We start from the raw sequence: 17,001 nt of genomic DNA, 5'->3' as shown, positions 1-17,001 counted from the left end.
AATTCCGGAGCAGGATATTCTTGATGACCACGAACGACACGGCAGCGGCGGCAGAGGCAGGGCGCGACTTCATCCGCGACATCGTCCAGGCCGATCTCGACAGCGGCAAGCACAAGGCGGTCGTCACCCGGTTCCCGCCGGAGCCGAACGGCTACCTGCATATCGGCCATGCCAAGTCGATCGGTCTAAATTTCGGCATCGCCCGGGAGTTCGGCGGCCGCTGCAATCTGCGCTTCGACGACACCAATCCGACCAAGGAAGAGCAGGAATACATCGACTCGATCCAGGCCGACGTGCGCTGGCTCGGCTACGACTGGGGCGACAACCTGTTCTATGCCTCGGATTATTTCGAGCGGCTCTACGACTGGGCGGAAGGCCTGATCAAGGCCGGCCTCGCTTATGTCGACGACCAGACCCAGGAGGAGATCCGGCTGTCGCGCGGCACCTTGACCGAGCCCGGCAAGAACAGCCCGTTCCGCGACCGCTCGGTCGAGGAGAATCTCGACCTGTTCCGGCGCATGAAGGCGGGTGAATTCCCCAACGGCGCGCGCGTGCTGCGCGCCAAGATCGACATGGCCGCCGGCAACATCAATCTGCGCGACCCCGTACTGTACCGGATCCTGCACGCGCATCATCCGCGCACCGGCGACACCTGGAAGATCTATCCGAGCTACGACTACGCCCACGGCCAGTCGGACGCGATCGAGGGCGTGACGCATTCGATCTGCACGCTCGAATTCGAGGATCACCGGCCGCTCTACGAGTGGCTGCTCGACAAGCTGCCGGTGCCGTCGCATCCGCGCCAGTACGAGTTCGCGCGCCTCAACCTCACCTACACGCTGCTGTCGAAGCGGGTGCTGACGCGGCTGGTGCAGGACGGCCATGTCTCCGGCTGGAACGATCCGCGCATGCCGACCATCGCCGGTCTGAAGCGCCGCGGCGTGCCGCCGGCGGCGGTGCGCGAATTCATCAAGCGCATCGGCATCGCCAAGGCCAACAGCATCGTCGACGTCGGCATGCTCGAATTCTGCATCCGTGAGGAGCTGAACCGCACGGCCCAGCGCCGCATGGCGGTGCTGCGTCCTCTGAAGGTGGTGATCGAGAACTATCCGGAAGGGCAGGTCGAGGAGCTCGAGGCGATCAACCATCCGGATGATCCCGCGGCCGGCACGCGCAAGATCGCCTTCGGCCGCGAGCTCTATATCGAGCAGGACGACTTCATGGAGAACCCGCCGAAGAAGTTCTTCCGCCTGTCGCCGGGCAACGAGGTGCGGCTGCGCTACGCCTATTTCATCAAGTGCCGCGAGGTGATCAAGAACGATTCCGGCGAGATCGTCGAGCTCCGCTGCACCTACGACCCGGCGACCAAGGGCGGCAATGCTCCGGATGGACGCAAGGTCAAGGCGACGATGCACTGGCTGCCGGCGGCGCAGTCGCTGACCGCCGAGATCCGGCTCTACAACCAGCTGTTCGCCAATCCGAGCCCGAACGCCGCCGACTTCACCGCCGACCTCAACCCGAACTCGCTGGAGGTGCTGACCGACGCGCGCATCGAGCCCGCGATCGCCGCGAGCAATTCCGCGGAGCCGATGCAGTTCGAGCGGCAGGGCTACTTCGTGCGGGATGCGGACTCGACGCCGGACAAGCTCGTGTTCAACCGCACAATCGGCCTGCGCGACACGTTCGCGAAGGAAGTCGCCAAGGGGTGAGGCGAGTGGAGACCGGAGGACGCGTGCAGCTCAGCTGATCGCGTCCTGCCCGGCGTCCGTCAGCGTCGGCACGCCGTCGCTGATGTCGACGAGGCCGCGCTCCGCGAGCAGCGACAGATCATCCTCGGCAACCGGGGACAGCGTGAGCCGATGCGCCTTGATGTCCCGGAGTGTCCAGCGCAGGTGGATCGCCTTCTCGAGGTCGAGATCGGCGAAGGGGTCGTCAATGTCGTGGGCATCCATACCCCGATAAGCGCGTGCGCTGCGAAAAGTTCCAGCGCCCAACGCGTGCAGAAAGCCAGGATTCCCGTTCCGTTCTGCTAGGCGGCCTCGCGCAGCTTCCGGTAGCCTTCCCGCCCGGTCGGGTTCACGGGTGGTGTTGGCAATGGCGGAGCCGGTGCGGCCGCCAGGAGGGCGTCGCGGGATCGCGGGCGTGATGGCCGATGTCTGGCCGCCGCGCGGCGCGCTGGCCGGTGGCTGGCCCACGATCGGCGCCGGTGCGTGGCCCTCTTTCGCCGGCAAGCTGCGGGCCTGGGCAAGCGAGGAGGCCGGGGCCGGGCGGCTGCTGCCCTGGGTGCCCGTTGCGTTCGGCGCCGGCATCGCGCTGTACTTCTCCGCCGATCACGAGCCCGTGCTGTGGGTCAGCGCCGCCGCGGCGTTCGCGCTATGCCTCGTGGCCGTGCTGATGCGGCGTCACCGGCTGTTTCCGGTTGCCGTGATGATCGCTGCTGCGGCGTCCGGCTTTGCCGTGGCCACTGTGAAGACCGCTCGCGTGGCGCATCCGGTGCTGGCCCGGCCGCTGTATTCGGTGTCGCTGTCAGGCTTCGTCGAGGCGCGTGACATCCGCGAGCGCAGCGACCGCATCGTGCTGCGGGTGGCGTCGATGGAAAGCCAGCGCAGCGCGATGGCGCTGACGCGCGTGCGGCTGGCGGTGCGCAAGGGGACGGCGCCCGACGTCGGCAGCTTCGTGCAGCTCAAGGCGCGGCTGCTGCCGCCGCTCGCGCCGGTGCGCCCCGGCTCCTACGATTTCGCGCGCGACATGTTCTTCCAGGGCATCGGCGCCTCCGGCTTCGTGATGGGCGGGATCACCACGGTGACGCCGCCGCAACAGGCCGGCTTCGGCCTGCGCTATGCAGCGGCCATGCAGGGCCTGCGCGACGCGATCGACGCACGTATCCGCGCCCGGCTCGACGGCGACGAGCGCGCGATTGCCACCGCGCTGCTGACCGGACGGCGCGATGCCATCACGCCCGATGTCAACGACGCGATGTTCATCTCCGGCCTCGGCCATGTGCTGTCGATCTCCGGCTATCACATGGCGGTCGTCGCCGGCGTCGTGTTCTTCGCCGTGCGCGCGCTGCTCGCGCTGATCCCAGGCCTCACCGTGAGTCATCCGATCAAGAAATGGTCGGCCGCGGCGGCGCTGGTCGCTGCGGCGTTCTACCTGCTGCTGTCGGGCGCGGAGGTCGCGACGCAGAGATCGTTCTTCATGACGGCAGTGGTGTTGATCGCCGTGATGGTCGACCGCCGCGCCGTTACCTTCCGCACGCTGGCGGTCGCCGCAATGATCGTGCTGATCGCGGCGCCCGAAGCCCTGGTGCATCCGAGCTTCCAGATGTCGTTCGCGGCGACGCTCGGCCTCGTCGCGCTGGTGCAGTTCGGCATGCCCCGGCTGTTCGCGACCCCTGATAGCTCGACCACGCAACGCATCGCGCTGTGGGGCGGCCGCGAGCTAGCCATGCTGCTGCTGGCCTCGCTTATCGCCGGGCTCGCGACCACGCCCTATGCGGCCTTCCACTTCCACCGCATCACGCCTTATGGCGTGTTGGCCAATCTCGCCGCGATGCCGGTGGTCTCGGCGCTGGTGATGCCGGCGGGGCTGCTGGGCCTGCTGGCGGCGCCGTTCGGGCTCGATGGCCCCTGGTGGACTTTGATGGGCTGGGGCATCGACTGGATGATCGCGGTGACGCGCTGGGTCGCGGCGCTGCCCGGCGCCGTCGGGCGCATGGCCGCCTTCGGCATCGGCCCGCTGATCCTGGCCAGCCTCGGCCTGATCCTGATCGGCCTGCTGAGGACGCCGCTGCGCTGGTCGGGCGCGCTGATGCTGGCAGCGGCAACGCTGTGGGCGGCCGCAGCGCCGCTGCCCGACATCCTGATCTCCGGCGACGGACGCGCCGTCGCGGTCCGCGGCAGTGACGGGCGGCTGCATGTGATGCGCAGCGGCAAGGACGTGTTCGCGACCCGCGAGTGGCTCGCCGCCGATGCCGATGCGCGCCTGCCGGCTGACTCGTCGCTTGGCGACGGCGTGTCCTGCGACGAGGCGGGTTGCGTCGTGGCGATGGCCGACGGCCGCCTGGTCGCGATGGCGCTGCGCGCCGATGCGCTCACCGACGATTGCACCCGCGCGGCGCTCATCGTGACCGCGCGCGCTGCGCCGTCGTTCTGTGCGGCCGGCGTGATCGACCGCCGGCGATTGCAGCAGCAGGGCGCGTTGATGCTGACGCGCCACGGCGACGGCTTCGCAGTCTCGCCTGTTCGCGCCGCAGGCTCCGACCGCCCATGGGCGCCGGCGCCGCCGGAGGCGATCGAGTTCGACCCGACATTGGTGCCGCGCGCGCCCGCGCCGCGCGTTCAGGATGCGACACCGCCCGAGGCGGAGCAGGGCGTCGACGATTAGTTCGTTGGAGGATGGCCCGTTGGATCGATCAACGGATTGATCAACGGATCGATCATCGCCGGACGACGGCCTTCGGCTCCGGCACGTGCCGACCGAAGGCCGCCGCGCCGTTGGCGTGCGGTCCGAGGAATGCGATCAGCTGATGATCAGGCCGTCAGGTGATGCTGATGCGCCGGATCGATGGGGTCTGCGCCGCCGGCCGGTCTTCTGCCAGGTCGGTCTGGCGCTCGCCGGGCTGCTTGGTGACGGGCAACTGCAGCACGGTGACGCGCTGGCCTTCGCAGAGCTGCGTCACCAGGACGTGTCGGCCATCGGCGAACTCGATCGCGTCGTGATGGCGGTCCGGGACGTGTTTCTCGATGGTGTTGAACTTGGCCACGCGCTCGCGGATGGTCCGGGTCCACAGCCAGCGGCTGTCGTAGCGGACATCCTCGGCGAAGGCGAGCTCGGTGCCGGGGAGCATGCACACCGCAACGGTCGGCTCGCTTTCCAAAGCGAAGCCGCGGGTCGCGGTGCCGCGGAACGTCGTCGAGATCAGCGTCTCGCCGACCTTGGCGGGACGCGAGGCAACGGCATGGAGGCTGTAGTCACACATCGGATCGCTCCTCGTTGAGAGATAGCCGACCCACGCTCCCCCCGGACAGGCGCAGGCCTCTATCAGAGTGGACATCGAGGAGAATGTTAGCGCGCGCTTCGCGGCAATTCTGCGCTGATCTTCATCGCGTGCAGCCGCTGATGATCACAAGCGTTTGAGCATGCCGCGCTGCACATCATAGGGTGCGCTCGCGCGTGACTTGTTTTTGAGCTGCGCGCGAAGCTCGTTCGCGCGCAGCCGATCGATTGTGCATCTCGGAGGAGCGCATCTCGCGATGCCGATCGCGGTGCATCACCGCGACTGCGGCGCGTACCTGATCAGTACTTGCGATACAGCCCGACCAGCTTGCCCTGGATCTTCACCCGGTTGGGCGGCAGGATGCGGACCTCATAGGCGGTATTGGCCGGCTCCAGCGCGATCGAGGCGCCGCGGCGGCGGAAGCGCTTCAAGGTGGCCTCCTCGTCGTCGATCAGCGCCACCACGATGTCGCCGGTGTCGGCGGTCTCGTTGCGCTGGATCAGCGCCATGTCGCCGTCGAGGATGCCGGCATCGACCATCGAATCGCCGCGGACTTCGAGCGCGTAGTGATCGCCATTGCCGAGCATGTCCGCCGGCACGCTGATCGTGTGGCTGCGCGTCTGCAGCGCCTCGATCGGCGTACCCGCCGCGATGCGGCCCATCACCGGCACCGCCACGGGGCGCTCGCCATCGTCGAGCGCCGGTGTCGAGGTGCGGACCTTGCCGAGATTGCCTTCGATCACCGACGGCGTGAAGCCGCGGCGGTTGCCGGCGGCCTGCGACAGCTCGGGTAGCTTGATCACCTCGATGGCGCGGGCGCGATTCGGCAGCCGGCGGATGAAGCCGCGCTCCTCCAAGGCCGTGATCAGGCGGTGAATGCCGGACTTCGAGCGCAGGTCGAGCGCGTCCTTCATCTCGTCGAAGGACGGCGGTACGCCGGCTTCCTTGAGCCGTTCGTTGATGAACCGCAGAAGTTCGTACTGTTTGCGCGTCAGCATCTCGACCTGGTCCCCGGTTTGATGTCGTCCGACTCGCAAGCTCCTCAATCGGAGCTCCTCAATCTCTCGGCGAGCCGGACGAACGTCTTCGCGTCGTTCCGCAACATACTAAAAACAAATCATGAACGGACACTATATGTTCGATGTGTGTTCCGCAATCCTAAAAATATGATGAACGGACCGGGCTTTGCCGGGGGGAGCGGCTCAGTTCGGCAGCCGCAGGATCTCGCAGGGGCTGCCCCCGGGCGCCTTCGGCGCAAAGGCGGGACGGATGACCAGCGCCTGCGAGAGCGCGAGATTGCCGAGCAGCGAGGAATCCTGCTGCGTCACGGGCGTCGCGACCAGCGTGCCGTCGGCGCGCTCCTCGAGCTGCGCGCGCAGATAGTCCTCGCGCGAATCATTGGCGCCGAGATCGCGGCCGAGCAGGGCGGTTTCGCGCGGCAGCTGCGCCTCGCGGCCGAGGAGGGAGCGAATCAACGGCACCAGGAACAGCATTGCGCAGACATAGGACGACACCGGATTGCCGGGCAGGCCGATCACGCGCATCGCGCCGAGCCGCCCGTGCATCATCGGCTTGCCCGGCCGCATCGCGATCTTCCAGAACGCCATCTCGACGCCCTCGGCTTCGAGCGCCTGCTTGACCAGGTCGTGGTCGCCGACCGAAGCGCCGCCGGTGGTGACCAGGATATCGGCCTCCGCCTCACGCGCCCGGCGAATGCCGGCGACCGTCGCCTCCAGCGTGTCGGCGGCGATGCCGAGATCGATCGGCGTCGCGCCTTCGTTGCGCATCAGCGCACGCAGGCCGTAGCCGTTCGAATACACGATCTGGCCGGGGCCGGGCGTCGATCCGGGCATCACCAGCTCGTCGCCGGTGGCGAGCAGCGCCACCTTCGGCCGGAGCCGCACCGGCAGCGCCGGATGATTCATGCTGGCGGCGAGCGACAGGTCGCGGTCGCTGAGCCGGCGGCCGGCCTTGAGCAGCACCATGCCCTGGTGGAAGTCGACCCCGGCGGGGCGGATGTGCCGGCCCTTGATCGCGGGCTCGTTGATGACGACGTGGCCGGATTCGGCGCTGGTGTCCTCCTGGATCACCACCGCGTCGGCCCCCTCGGGCACGACACCGCCGGTGAAGATGCGCGCCGCCTCGCCGGCGCCCACGACGCGATCGAACGGCCGTCCCGCCGCGACCTCGCCGATCACCTTGAGCCGCGCCCCGCTCGCGGCCGCATCGGCCGCACGCAGCGCGTAGCCGTCCATCGCCGACATCGCCTCCGGCGGCTGCGTCCGCAGCGCCGCGAGGTCGTGCGCCAGAATCCGGTGAAACGCCTCGTCCAGGCCGACCAGCTCCGCGGCCAGCGGCTCGGCGCCGGCGAGCACCGCGGACAACGCATCGGAGACCGGCATCAGGGCCATGGGAGTTCCTTCGAGCGGAGACAGGCAGATCGACTGAATCGCCTTCTAACCGAACGCGCACAGCGAGGCCAAGGGTCTAAGCCCCGCACTGTGTTGGGTAAGGCCGTTCGATATCCGCTGGCGTGACGCCCGACGTATTCGGCATGGTCGTGGCCAGCATACGGCTCCGCTCCCGGATGTGAGGAAAGTCGCGCCGCTCGAGATGATCCGGTGAGTGACGTCAGACATTCCGTGTCCTCGATCGCACAGGGCCGCGAGTTCCGTCCCGCTTCGCCATCACCCTGCGGGCGGCGGCCAGTGCCAGGCGGGCCCAGCTGGCGAAGTCCTCCGGATCGTCGAACAGTCGATCCGGCGCGCGCCAGAAGGCGAGATCGATCGAGACGCCTTGCTTCGTGTAGCTCAGCGGCGGCGCGGTCTGCGCTTCGGCGAACGAGGACCGATTGCCGTCGTCGACTCGGAAATACAACGTATTGTCGGCGACCATGCCCAGCATCGCGCCATCGATGAAGAGTCCGGTCTTGCCGAACATCCGGCGCGTCCTGATGGCTCCGAGTGGTGCGAACTGCTCGCGGAGAAATTCGACGTAGTCGGGCGTGGCGACCATGGGAAGGCCTGAAGTCGGAATGCGAGCAGCGACGCTCGCCGTCATGAGCCTAGTCCAATTTCAGCACGTCGGCGAGGCTGGCGGGACGTTGAGCGAGAGCAGGGGCAGGCCGCAGGCGAGCCCGGCCGCGACCAGGGCGAGACGGCGGTCGTTGGGGAGCTCGACGCAAAAGCTTGGGCCGTCGGCGCCTGCACAGCCAGCCAGCGGCCACGCGAGCAGGCCAATCCGACGGTGGATTTTTTTTGTTCGCCTTTTCAGAATTTATCTGCTATGCTGATTTGGTCCCGTGCTCGACAGGAGGGGCGCTTCGCGATCGTCACGAGACGTGGAGCGCGGGATGCGGTGGCCGCGACGTGTCGCAGCGTGCTTGGCACGCGGACGAACGGCATGGCGCGGACGTGAAGTCGCGTGGTCCTGGCATCCCGACGCCGATGCCAAGCCGGCGGGTCATGATGATCCCGACGGCGACGGTGGCCAACAAGCCGGGCACCGGGGAGAGCGCGAAATAAGCGTGAAGACCATCGCGCAGGGAATGCCGGATGTCGGCTGGACCTGTGGTGACTGCCGCCTGCTTTTTTTCTGCAGGCGGGCCATGGGTTGCGGCCTGCAGCCCGGCATTCCCTGCGCCCTCCGTCTGGAGGAGGGTGATGAGAACAGGATCACTCGGGCATGTCGTGCCGCGAGAACGAATTTGCATGATTGAACCGGTCGGGAGCACGCACCCTCGGTATCAGTCCACGCGCATTATGATCAACTCCGCCGCGGCCCCGCCCTCCGCTGTCGTCCCTGCGAACGCAGGGACCCATACCGCGGAATCTTTCGATGAGGCGCAACTGCCAGTCATCGTCCCACCGGCGTCAGTGGTTATGGGTCCCTGCGTTCGCAGGGACGACAGCGGTGTTTTGGGCGACGCGACGGGCAGATCTGACAAGGATAGCAATTCGTCAGCGGTCATGTGTCCCGGCGAGCCGCAATCAGAATCCCAGTGCCGCCAACGTCGCCGCGATGTCGTCTGTCGAGCGCACAAGCACCGCCTTCAGCCCGCTGGCCCGCGCACCGTCGATGTTTTCCGCGAGGTCGTCGAAGAACACGATCCGCTCCGCGGGCACGCCGATCGCCTTCACCACGTGATCGTAGGCCGCGGCATCCGGCTTGCGCAGGCCGATCGACGACGACAGGAAGATCTCGCGGAAGTGATCGAGCAGATCGGTATAAACAGGCGAGAAGTGATCGATGTGAGGCTGGTTGGTGTTGGAGAACGCATAGAGCGGCAGCCTCGAAGCAGCGCGCGCGAGCAGGGGGGCGATGCCGGGCATCGGACCGACGAAGATCGCGTTCCAGCCGTCGAGAAACTGCGCATCGCTGATGTCGATGTTGAGCTGGCTGCGCAGATGGGCAAAGAACGCGGCGTCGGAGACGGTGCCGCGCTCATGGCCTTCGTAGATCGTGTCGCGCACGAAACGCGACGCGAGATCCTGCGGTGCGCACCCCGCATGCTCCGCCCAGCGCGAGACGACCTGGCCGAAATCGATGTCGATGACGACGCGGCCGAGATCGAACAGCAGCGCGTCGGCCGCGCCGGGGCGGAGATCGGAGGGAAGCATGGCGATGCGCGTCTTTGCCGAGAGGGGAGCCGAACGAGTGCTCCCTCAATAGCGATAGGGCTCGATGTCGACCAGCGGAAACGCGCTGACCACGCTCGGCAGGTTGGTCGCGGTTGCCGGATGCAGATAGGAGCCGTTGAGCTCGCCGAACGAGGTGACGCCGAGCAGGCCGAGCGCGCGGATCACCTCGTCCTCGAGCAGCTCCAGCATGCGCAGGATGCCGTCCTCGCCGGCCGCGGCGAGCGCCCAGCATTGCAGCCGGCCGATGCCGACGAGGTCGGCGCCGGAGGCGATCGCCTTGACGATGTCGGTGCCGCGCGAGATGCTGCCGTCGACCATGATCTTGGCGCGGCCCCTCACGGCGCCGACGATCTCGGGCAGCACATGCATGGCGCCCCGGCCATGATCGAGCTGGCGGCCGCCATGATTGGAGACGTAGATCCAGTCGACGCCGTGATCGACGGCGATCTCCGCGTCCTCAGCGGTCGCGATGCCCTTGATGATCAGCGGCAGCTTGAACTTGTCCTTGATCAGCTTCACCGTGTGCCAGCTCAGCGCCTTCTGATGGTCGCCGCCGGTGGCACGCAGCCGGCTTTCGCGCACGTAACGTTTGGCGATGTCGCGCTCGCGCCGGCTGTAATGGGCGGTGTCGACGGTGAGGCAGAACGCGGTGTAGCTGTTCGCGACGGCACGGCTGACATAGTCCTCGACGAAGGCGTCGTCACCGCGCACGTAAAGCTGGAAGATGCGCAAGGCGTCGGGTGCGGCCTCCGCCGTCTTTTCCAAACCCGGTTCCGAAACCGAACTCAGCATGTGCGCCGCCCCGAACCGGCCGGCGCCGCGTGCCACGCTGGCGGCTCCCGCCGGATCGAAGATCTCGAGCGCGCCGACCGGGGCCAGCACCACGGGCAGGCGCAGCCTGCGCCCGAAGCTCTCGACCGAGGCGTCGACCCGGGAGACATCCCGCAGCACGCGCGGACGAAACGCGATCTCGTCGAGCGCCATCCGGTTCCGCCGCAGCGTCGTCTCGGTCTCGGCGCCGCCGATGATGTAGTCCCAGGCGTTCTGGTTGAGCTGGGCGCGCGCCTTGCGGATGAACTCGTGCAGGTTCTGGAACTTCTCGTCGCTGGCGCCGAGCTCGACGTTCCGCCACCCGGGCTCGATCGGGGTCTGTTGAGTCATGCTTGCCTCCCAGCATCGATATTATCATTTGTTATCCAACATCGCCCATCGGACCGCCCCTGTGCAAGCCATTCCGAACTGCGGCGCTGCGCGGCCGCGCGGCGGCATCCATGCGCGGCGCGCATCGATTCGATGGGCCGACGTCGTTCATGGAGTTGTGATCGGCAGGTGACCGTGAAAGCCCGGATCATGCAATCAGGCGGCGATGATCTTGAATTCAGCTCGCCAACGGCCATTTCCGCTGCGGGCTCATGGCGCGCCGTGGTAGGCTGGGCGGACCGGCCAGGCCGTTGCGGCGGAGCTTCGGCCTTGAAGAAACCGGAAATGTGGTGTGAGTTCGTGGTCCAATCACGCCGCTGACGCGTTCGAACACGTGTGATCGGACGGCCATCAAACCAAGCTCGGGAAGCAAAACAATGCGGAAAAACTGGCTGTTCTTGGCGGGCACGATGACGGGCGTCTGTCTGACCCTGATGGTTTCGGGGCCGGAGGGCGCGCAACTCATCGCCAGGGCCAAGGCAGCGGCCGGCATGGCCGACACCTATACGCAGCTCAATCTGTTCGGTGCGGTGTTCGAGCGTGTTCGCGCCGACTATGTCGAGAAGCCCAACGATCCCGCGCTGATCGAAGGCGCGATCAACGGCATGGTGTCCTCGCTCGATCCGCACTCGCGCTACATGAACGACAAGTCCTGGCGTGACATGCAGGAGACGACCTCCGGTGAGTTCGGCGGCCTCGGCATCGAGGTCACCATGGAGGACGGCCTCGTCAAGGTGGTCGCGCCGATCGACGATACCCCGGCCTCGAAGGCCGGCATCCTGTCCGGCGATCTCATCGCCAAGATCGACGGCGACGCGGTGCAGGGCCTGACGCTCGAACAGGCGGTCGCCAAGATGAAGGGCGGGGTCAATACCAAGACCAAGCTGACGATCATCCGCAAGGGCAAGGACGCTCCGATGGATGTGACCCTGAATCGCGAGATCATCCGCGTGCGCCCGGTGCGCTATCACACCGAGGGCGGCGACATCGGCTACATCCGCGTCACCTCGTTCAACGAGCAGACCACCGAGAGCCTGCGCAAGGCGATCGCCACCATTTCCAAGGAGATCCCGCAGGAGAAGCTCGCCGGCTACGTGGTCGACCTGCGCAACAATCCGGGCGGCCTGCTCGATCAGGCGGTGTCGGTCTCCAGCACGTTCCTGCCGCGGGGCGAGGTGGTGTCCACGCGCGGCCGCAATCCCGAGGAGACGCAGCGCTTCACGGCGCGCGGCGGCGATCTCACCAAGGGCAAGCCGCTCGTGGTGCTGATCAATGGCGGCTCGGCCTCGGCGTCGGAGATCGTGGCGGGCGCACTGCATGACCACAAGCGCGCGACGCTGATCGGCACGCGCTCGTTCGGCAAGGGCTCGGTGCAGACGATCATTCCGCTCGGCGCCGGCAATGGTGCGCTGGCGCTGACCACGGCGCGCTACTACACGCCGTCGGGCCGCTCGATCCAGGCGCAGGGCATCGCGCCGGATATCGAGGTGAAGCAGGATGTTCCTGACGATCTGAAGGACCGCACCGACATCAAGGGCGAAGCCTCGATGCGCGGCCATCTCTCGGCGGCCGACGGCACCGAGCAGACCGGCTCGCAGTCCTACGTTCCGCCGGACGAGAAGGACGACAAGGCCTTGCACGCAGCCTTCAACGTGCTGCGCGGCGTCACCGTCAATGCCGATGTCCGCGCCAAGGCGGCGGTGCCGAACTGATTGTTGTTCGCCAGGGGCAGGGGACGTGCCGGTCTCGCGCCCCGCTTTCGCTCTCACACCCGACGGGGCGGCCTTGCGGCCGTCCCGTCGTGGTTTTCGACCAGAGTGTACAGGCGGACACGGAGTATGTCCGACTGTTTCGGTAGATCATGCGGGGAGACGCGCGTTCAAGCGGGCGAACGGTCCGATCGAACGACAGGGTTTGAAATCGGCTGATGGAAAGCCGCTAAATTGTAGCGGTATTTATCGATCGTCCCTCAGGCGGCATTTCCCTCAGGCGGCATCGGAGCGGGCGCGCCGCTTCGACGAGCCGCCGGCGCGATGGCTGGCGAACAGGCTTCGCACCTCGGCGGCGGGCTTCGGAGGGCTGAACAGATAACCCTGCATCTCCGAGCAGCCGAGCCGCTTCAGCACCTGGCGCTGCGCCTCCGTCTCGACGCCCTCGGCGGTCGTCGACATCTTGCGGATCGCGGCGATGTTGACCACCGCCTGCACGATGCTCGCGGATCCCTCGGACTCCGAGATGTCCTTCACGAAGCAGCGGTCGATCTTGATCTTGTCGAACGGAATCCGCTGCAGATAGCTGAGGCTGGAATAGCCGGTGCCGAAATCATCGAGCGCGATGCGCACGCCGAGCGCGCGCAGCTCGTGCAGGGTATCCAGCGCGTCATCGTCGCGGATCAGCACGGCCTCGGTGATCTCGAGCTCCAGTCGCCGCGGCGACAGGCCGGACGCCGCGAGCGCATTGGCGACCTTGAGCGCCAGCGTGCCGCTCTTGAACTGCACCGGCGAGACGTTGACCGCCAGCCGGATCTCGTCCGGCCAGCTCGCAGCCTCGGCGCAGGCGACGTGGAGGACGCGCTCGCCGAGCTGGTTGATGAGGCCGGTCTCCTCGGCGATCGGAATGAATTCCGCCGGCGAGACGTTGCCGCGCGTCGGATGCTTCCAGCGCACCAGGGCCTCGCAGCCCACGATGCGGTCGTCCTGAAGGCTGAGACAGGGCTGGTAGTAGACCTCGAGCTGATCGTCCGCGATCGCCTGGCGCAGATCGACCTCGAGCTGATGGCGGGCCTTGACCTGGGCGTCCATCTCCGGCTCGAAGAAGCGCCAGGTGCGGCGTCCCGCGGCCTTCGCGGCGTACATCGCGAGGTCGGCATTCTTCATGATCTGGTCGAGATTGGTGCCGTGCTGGGGAATCAGCGCGACGCCGATCGAAGCATCGGCGGTCAGCTGGTGGCCCAGGCAATCGCGGGGAGCGCGGATCGCGGCAAGCATGTCCTCGATCAGGCAGCTGACGTCCTCGCGACTCTTGATCGTGGTCTGCACGACCGCGAACTCGTCGCCGCCCAGCCGCGCGACGAAGCCGGCGCTGCCGACGCACGTCTGAAGGCTGGTTGCAACGGACTTCAAGAGCTCATCACCGATCAGATGGCCGAGCGAGTCGTTGACGCCCTTGAACTCGTCGATGTCGATGTAATGCAGCGCCATCTGCCGTCCCTCGGCGACAGCAGCCATTTCTTTCTTCAGGCGCTCGTGGAACAGGGTGCGGTTCGGCAGCTCGGTCAGCGCATCATAATGCGCCAGATGCGTGATCCGCTGCTCCGCTCGCCTGCGCTCGGTGATGTCTTCGTGGGTGGCGAGCCAGCCGCCGCCCACGATCGGCTCGTTGACGATCTGGATCGAGCGGCCGTCGGGCGTCTCGATGATCTGCGACTTCTTGCGGCCGATGTCACGCAGCACGGCATTGGCGTATTCGCCATCGTCGCCCGTGAGCGATCCGCTGGCCTTGCGGTGAGCGATCAGATCCCGGAACGTGCAACCGGGCTTCACGACGTCTGCGGAGAGGCCGTACATGTCGATGTAGCGCTGGTTGCTGATGACGAGATGCTCGGATGCGTCGAACAGCAGCAGGCCCTGGGTCATGTTGTTGACGGCCTTGTCGAGCCGTTCCTTCTCCAGGGTCAGGCGCCGGCTGGACGCCTCGTGATCGCTGATCAGCCGGCGCACGACGACGGTCAGCATGCCAGCGATGAGCAGCACGGAGGTCACGCCCACGGCGATCAGGAAGCGCATCTGCTCGCGCCAATCGGTCAGCGCCGCCGCGACGGTTGTCGTCGCTGTGACGATCAGCGGGTAGCTCGTGAGCCGGTGCGACGCGCCGACCCGCTGCTCGCCATCGACGGGGCTGCTGAAAATGCCGGTGGTGTTGCCGTCGCCGGCCAGGATCTGACGGAAGATCGGCGCGGCGCGGTAGTTCTGGCTCAGCATGCCCTCGTGGTGAGGATGGCGGGCCAGCAAAGTCCCGTCGCGATGCATCATGGAGATCGCAGCCTCCGGGCCGAGCGCAACGGAGGCGAAGAAACGTTCGATGTTGATGGGCTCGAGACTGCGGCTGATGACGCCGAGGAACTCGCCGCTCGGACTGGCCACCTTCAGGGCGAAGACCGCGACATAGGTGCCGCTGACCCGGCCGACGACCGGTTCGATCAGCAATTGGGGCGCAGTCGGATCGGACTTCAATCGCTTGAAAAAGGAACGGTCGGCGATGCTGACCGGCGGCACCGGCCAGGAAGCGGCGGAGTTGATCAGGTTCCCGTCGGAGTCGAAGATGTTCAGGCCGCCGAGATAGGACGTCGCGCTCAGCTTGGCCTTGAGCATCGCATTGATCGCGGCGCTTCCCATCTGCTCCTTGAAGCGAGCGCTGCTGTCGATGCGGCTCTGCCGGACGTAGTTGGCGAGATCGCGCTGGATGGCGCCGAGGTCCTCCATCTGCTGGTCGAAATGGCGCGCCAGCAGCAGCACCGTGTTCTCCAGCTCGCGGGTCGCGCTGTCGAGCGCGCGCTGCCTGAAACTGTCGGCCATGATGGTCGCGCCGATCGCGATCGCCGCAATCAGCACGAGGCCTCCGCCGACCAGCCACCCGATCGGGCCACTGCGGTCGGTCGAACCTTTGGGGGCATTCCGGGGGCTGGTGTTGGTCGTCATCGGTCCTGAATACGCTTGCGATAGGCGCTTTCGGGATGGCCGTTGCGACGTCCCTCCCACAACCATTGCTACGTGTCGGCGATGGAAGTGAGGTTAGGAAGTTGAGTTAGCGAACGATTAATTTGAAGTTGTATTTAGCTCGAAAATACCTTCAGGCGCGATAATGCCCGGACTTGCCGCCGATCTTCTCGGTCAGATGGATGCCTTCGATCCGCACGCCGCGCTCGGCGGCCTTGATCATGTCGTAGATGGTCAGGCAGGCGACGGAGACGGCGGTGAGCGCCTCCATCTCGACGCCTGTCGGTCCCGTGACCTTGACCGTCGCGCTGACGATGCAGCCGGGCAGGGCGGCATCAGGGGTGATGTCGACCGTGACCTTGGACAGCGCCAGCGGATGGCACAGCGGAATGAGATCCGACGTCCGCTTCGCGGCCATGATGCCGGCGATACGCGCCGTGCCCAGAACGTCGCCCTTCTTGGCATTGCCGGAGACGATCAGTTCCAGCGTCGCCGGGCTCATCAGGACGCGGCCCTCGGCGGTCGCCGTCCGCTCCGTTGCGGCCTTGTCCGACACGTCGACCATGCGAGCCTCGCCGCGGGCGTCGATATGCGTCAGGGACGGCTTCTCGGTCATGGCCGATTACTCGGCCGCACTGGCGGAGGTCGCATCGCGCGCGAGCAGGGCGCGCGTCGCTGCGGTCACGTCGGCCTGCCGCATGAGGCTTTCGCCGACCAGGAAAGTCTGGATATCGACGCGCGCGAGACGCGACAGATCCGCCGGCGTGAAGATGCCGCTCTCGCCGACCAGCAGGCGGTCCTTCGGCACCAGCGGCGCCAGCGCCTCGGAGGTCGCAAGCGTGGTCTCGAAGGTGCGCAGGTTGCGGTTGTTGATGCCGATCATCGGCGAGCGCAGCTTCAGCGCGCGGTCGAGCTCGGCGCCGTCGTGGATCTCGATCAGCACGTCCATGCCGCTGTCGAGCGCCGCCGCCTCGATATCCGCGGCAGCGGCGTCGTCGAGCGCCGCCATGATGATCAGGATGCAGTCCGCGCCATGAGCGCGCGCCTCGACCACCTGATAGGTGTCGAACATGAAGTCCTTGCGCAGCACGGGCAGGGCCGTCGCAGCGCGCGCTGCAACCATGAAGTCGAGATGGCCCTGGAACGACGGCGTATCGGTCAGCACCGACAGGCAGGCCGCGCCGCCGGCCTCGTAGGCCTTGGCGAGGACGGGCGGATCGAAATCGGCACGGATCAGGCCCTTCGATGGCGAAGCCTTCTTCACCTCGGCGATCAGCGCATAGTCGCCGCTCGCATGCTTGGCTCGGATGGCGTTGACGAAGCCGCGCGGCGGCGAGGCTTGGCGCGCATGCGCCGTGAGCTCCGGCAGCGGGCACGCCCGCTTGGCGGCCGCGATCTCCTCGCGCTTATAGGCTTCGATCTTGGCCAGGATGTCGGACATGGCGCC

Annotated in this window: 13 protein-coding genes; 3 read left to right on the top strand and 10 right to left on the bottom strand. The window is 66.8% G+C overall.

Going from position 1 to position 17,001, the window contains the following annotated elements:
* The first annotated feature begins 23 nt into the window (after positions 1–23).
* A complete protein-coding gene (locus tag NLR35_RS02915) occupies positions 24–1,709 on the top strand; it encodes a glutamine--tRNA ligase/YqeY domain fusion protein (RefSeq protein ID WP_257165042.1) in 1,686 nt (561 codons plus the stop codon).
* A 30-nt stretch (positions 1,710–1,739) separates the two neighbouring features.
* Here the strand turns inward: NLR35_RS02915 and NLR35_RS02910 are convergent, their stop codons facing one another.
* A complete protein-coding gene (locus tag NLR35_RS02910) occupies positions 1,740–1,952 on the bottom strand; it encodes a hypothetical protein (protein ID WP_257165041.1) in 213 nt (70 codons plus the stop codon).
* A 142-nt stretch (positions 1,953–2,094) separates the two neighbouring features.
* Here NLR35_RS02910 and NLR35_RS02905 point away from each other — a divergent pair, with 142 nt between their 5' ends.
* Entirely contained in the window at positions 2,095–4,386 is a 2,292-nt protein-coding gene (locus NLR35_RS02905) for a ComEC/Rec2 family competence protein (RefSeq protein WP_257165040.1), read from the top strand.
* A gap of 154 nt (positions 4,387–4,540) precedes the next feature.
* Here the strand turns inward: NLR35_RS02905 and NLR35_RS02900 are convergent, their stop codons facing one another.
* The 6 genes from NLR35_RS02900 to NLR35_RS02875 form a co-directional block, all read right to left on the bottom strand.
* Positions 4,541–4,981, bottom strand: coding sequence for a hypothetical protein (locus tag NLR35_RS02900; protein ID WP_257165039.1), 441 nt, complete (start codon positions 4,979–4,981; stop codon positions 4,541–4,543).
* Positions 4,982–5,298: 317 nt separating this feature from the next.
* The gene (gene lexA / locus NLR35_RS02895) at positions 5,299–5,997 is read right to left on the bottom strand and encodes a transcriptional repressor LexA (protein ID WP_006611089.1); all 699 of its coding nucleotides are present in this window, start codon (positions 5,995–5,997) and stop codon (positions 5,299–5,301) included.
* Positions 5,998–6,201: 204 nt separating this feature from the next.
* On the bottom strand, positions 6,202–7,410 hold the full coding sequence (glp, locus tag NLR35_RS02890) for a gephyrin-like molybdotransferase Glp (RefSeq protein WP_257165038.1): 1,209 nt from the start codon (positions 7,408–7,410) through the stop codon (positions 6,202–6,204).
* A gap of 220 nt (positions 7,411–7,630) precedes the next feature.
* Positions 7,631–8,014, bottom strand: coding sequence for a TfoX/Sxy family protein (locus NLR35_RS02885; protein ID WP_257165232.1), 384 nt, complete (start codon positions 8,012–8,014; stop codon positions 7,631–7,633).
* A 974-nt stretch (positions 8,015–8,988) separates the two neighbouring features.
* Positions 8,989–9,618: an HAD-IA family hydrolase gene (locus tag NLR35_RS02880; protein ID WP_257165037.1), complete on the bottom strand. Its 630-nt coding sequence runs from the start codon at positions 9,616–9,618 to the stop codon at positions 8,989–8,991.
* Positions 9,619–9,663: 45 nt separating this feature from the next.
* The gene (locus tag NLR35_RS02875; protein ID WP_257165036.1) at positions 9,664–10,800 is read right to left on the bottom strand and encodes an alpha-hydroxy acid oxidase; all 1,137 of its coding nucleotides are present in this window, start codon (positions 10,798–10,800) and stop codon (positions 9,664–9,666) included.
* Between the two features lie 416 nt (positions 10,801–11,216).
* Between NLR35_RS02875 and NLR35_RS02870 the strand changes: the two genes are divergently transcribed.
* Positions 11,217–12,551 (top strand): S41 family peptidase, encoded by a 1,335-nt coding sequence (locus NLR35_RS02870; RefSeq protein ID WP_257165035.1) that lies wholly within the window; start codon positions 11,217–11,219, stop codon positions 12,549–12,551.
* 273 nt (positions 12,552–12,824) lie between these two features.
* Here NLR35_RS02870 and NLR35_RS02865 read toward each other — a convergent pair whose 3' ends face one another.
* The 3 genes from NLR35_RS02865 to trpC form a co-directional block, all read right to left on the bottom strand.
* On the bottom strand, positions 12,825–15,536 hold the full coding sequence (locus NLR35_RS02865; RefSeq protein WP_257165034.1) for an EAL domain-containing protein: 2,712 nt from the start codon (positions 15,534–15,536) through the stop codon (positions 12,825–12,827).
* A gap of 151 nt (positions 15,537–15,687) precedes the next feature.
* Positions 15,688–16,170 carry a cyclic pyranopterin monophosphate synthase MoaC gene (moaC, locus tag NLR35_RS02860; protein ID WP_257165033.1) on the bottom strand — a complete coding sequence of 161 codons (483 nt, stop codon included), beginning with the start codon at positions 16,168–16,170 and terminating at the stop codon, positions 15,688–15,690.
* 6 nt (positions 16,171–16,176) lie between these two features.
* Entirely contained in the window at positions 16,177–16,995 is an 819-nt protein-coding gene (gene trpC / locus NLR35_RS02855) for an indole-3-glycerol phosphate synthase TrpC (protein ID WP_257165032.1), read from the bottom strand.
* Positions 16,996–17,001: the final 6 nt, after the last annotated feature.

It is taken from the genome of Bradyrhizobium sp. SRS-191 (genome assembly GCF_024586915.1).
GTDB lineage: Bacteria > Pseudomonadota > Alphaproteobacteria > Rhizobiales > Xanthobacteraceae > Bradyrhizobium.
Note: the sequence above shows the minus strand (reverse complement) of the source record. Positions and strands in the feature narration are given on the sequence as shown.

Bases quoted from the DNA above. Each gene is read 5' to 3' on its own strand.
- NLR35_RS02915 (WP_257165042.1), top strand. From the start codon at position 24: ATGACCACGAACGACACGGCAGCGGCGGCAGAGGCAGGGCGCGACTTC.
- NLR35_RS02910 (WP_257165041.1), bottom strand. From the start codon at position 1,952: ATGGATGCCCACGACATTGACGACCCCTTCGCCGATCTCGACCTCGAG.
- NLR35_RS02905 (WP_257165040.1), top strand. From the start codon at position 2,095: ATGGCGGAGCCGGTGCGGCCGCCAGGAGGGCGTCGCGGGATCGCGGGC.
- NLR35_RS02900 (WP_257165039.1), bottom strand. From the start codon at position 4,981: ATGTGTGACTACAGCCTCCATGCCGTTGCCTCGCGTCCCGCCAAGGTC.
- lexA (WP_006611089.1), bottom strand. From the start codon at position 5,997: ATGCTGACGCGCAAACAGTACGAACTTCTGCGGTTCATCAACGAACGG.
- glp (WP_257165038.1), bottom strand. From the start codon at position 7,410: ATGGCCCTGATGCCGGTCTCCGATGCGTTGTCCGCGGTGCTCGCCGGC.
- NLR35_RS02885 (WP_257165232.1), bottom strand. From the start codon at position 8,014: ATGGTCGCCACGCCCGACTACGTCGAATTTCTCCGCGAGCAGTTCGCA.
- NLR35_RS02880 (WP_257165037.1), bottom strand. From the start codon at position 9,618: ATGCTTCCCTCCGATCTCCGCCCCGGCGCGGCCGACGCGCTGCTGTTC.
- NLR35_RS02875 (WP_257165036.1), bottom strand. From the start codon at position 10,800: ATGACTCAACAGACCCCGATCGAGCCCGGGTGGCGGAACGTCGAGCTC.
- NLR35_RS02870 (WP_257165035.1), top strand. From the start codon at position 11,217: ATGCGGAAAAACTGGCTGTTCTTGGCGGGCACGATGACGGGCGTCTGT.
- NLR35_RS02865 (WP_257165034.1), bottom strand. From the start codon at position 15,536: ATGACGACCAACACCAGCCCCCGGAATGCCCCCAAAGGTTCGACCGAC.
- moaC (WP_257165033.1), bottom strand. From the start codon at position 16,170: ATGACCGAGAAGCCGTCCCTGACGCATATCGACGCCCGCGGCGAGGCT.
- trpC (WP_257165032.1), bottom strand. From the start codon at position 16,995: ATGTCCGACATCCTGGCCAAGATCGAAGCCTATAAGCGCGAGGAGATC.